Below are 1,328 nucleotides of genomic sequence, written 5' to 3' on the forward strand. Positions count from 1 at the left end.
GTTCCTTTAGATTTGAATTTAGAAATAACACATAATTATCTTAATATTGATGTTGTTGAAAAGAGGGGTCTGGGGGAGACTAATATCTTATTAAATGTTCATATTTTTATTGAAAAGAGCGGGGTGAACTTTGTACGGTTCTAGAGCTTCATCTCTAATCACAGTATTAGTCCTCGCTCTTTTATAGTCGGTTACAAAGGACCAGATAGAATATTAATTAGTAATAAATTACTAAAGGTTTTAGTCAAAGTAACCATTAATTTAATAATTGAACATATGGAAATTTTAGAAACCGTTGGCGTTGATATCAGTAAGAAAGTGATCGATACGCACCTTCACAAAAAAGACCTACACCGGCAATTTGAGAACAATAAAAAAGGTTTTAAGCAAATGGTCAAGTGGTTGGAAAAGAATAGTGATTTCCCTAGAGAAAACCTCATGTTCGCCATGGAACATACAGGAATATACTGTTACAATATATCTCTCTTTTTGTTTGCAGAAAACTTTAATTATGTGATTTTACCTGGATTGGAAATTAAACAGTCTATGGGAATGACCAGAGGGAAAAATGACAAAGCAGATGCTAAAAGAATAGCCCTCTACGCTTATGAAAAACGGGATCGCCTAAAATCGCATGTCCCAAGTTCTGAGAGTATCGTTAAATTAAAACGCTTATTCTCACTACGTGAACGGATGGTAAAACAAAGAGCCGGCTATAAAATGAGTTTAAAGGAGCAATCGGAAATACTTTCAAGAAGTGAAAATAAATTACTTTTAAAAACTCAAAAAATCCTTATTAAATGTCTGACTAAAGAAATAGATACAATTGAACAAGAAGTAGAAAGCATTGTTACTGAAGACGACAATCTCAGAAACCAATATGAACTGATAATCACTATAAAGGGGGTAGGAAAACAAACCGCGCTCTATATGATAGTATTCACAGAGGGCTTTGAAAAGTTTGACTGTTGGAGAAAATTCGCTTCTTATTGCGGTGTAGCTCCTTTTCCAAACACTTCGGGTTCAAGTATTAGAGGAAGAACCAAAGTAAGCCATTTAGCCAATAAGAAATTGAAGAGTCTGTTGGATCTATGTGCTAAATCTTCCATCCAGTACAACGAAGAGATGAAATTATATTATGAGAAAAGAATCGCCTTGGGGAAAAACAAAATGTCAACAATAAACATTGTCAGAAACAAAATATTGGCTAGGATATTTGCTGTCATTAAAAGGAAATCTCCCTATGTAGATTTAATGAAATTTGCAGCATAAAATTAATTTGAAAAAATGTGAAATATAATTTGTTTTAGTCATAGAATACTGTGAGA

The 1,328-nt window shown here is 33.2% G+C and carries 1 protein-coding gene; it reads left to right on the top strand.

Translation table 11 applies throughout. The features are described 5' to 3' along the window. The first annotated feature begins 276 nt into the window (after positions 1–276). Entirely contained in the window at positions 277–1,272 is a 996-nt protein-coding gene (locus ES765_RS21490) for an IS110 family transposase (protein WP_138116587.1), read from the top strand. Positions 1,273–1,328: the final 56 nt, after the last annotated feature.

The sequence above is a fragment of the Maribacter sp. ACAM166 genome, from assembly GCF_005771495.1.
Classification (GTDB): Bacteria; Bacteroidota; Bacteroidia; order Flavobacteriales; family Flavobacteriaceae; genus Maribacter.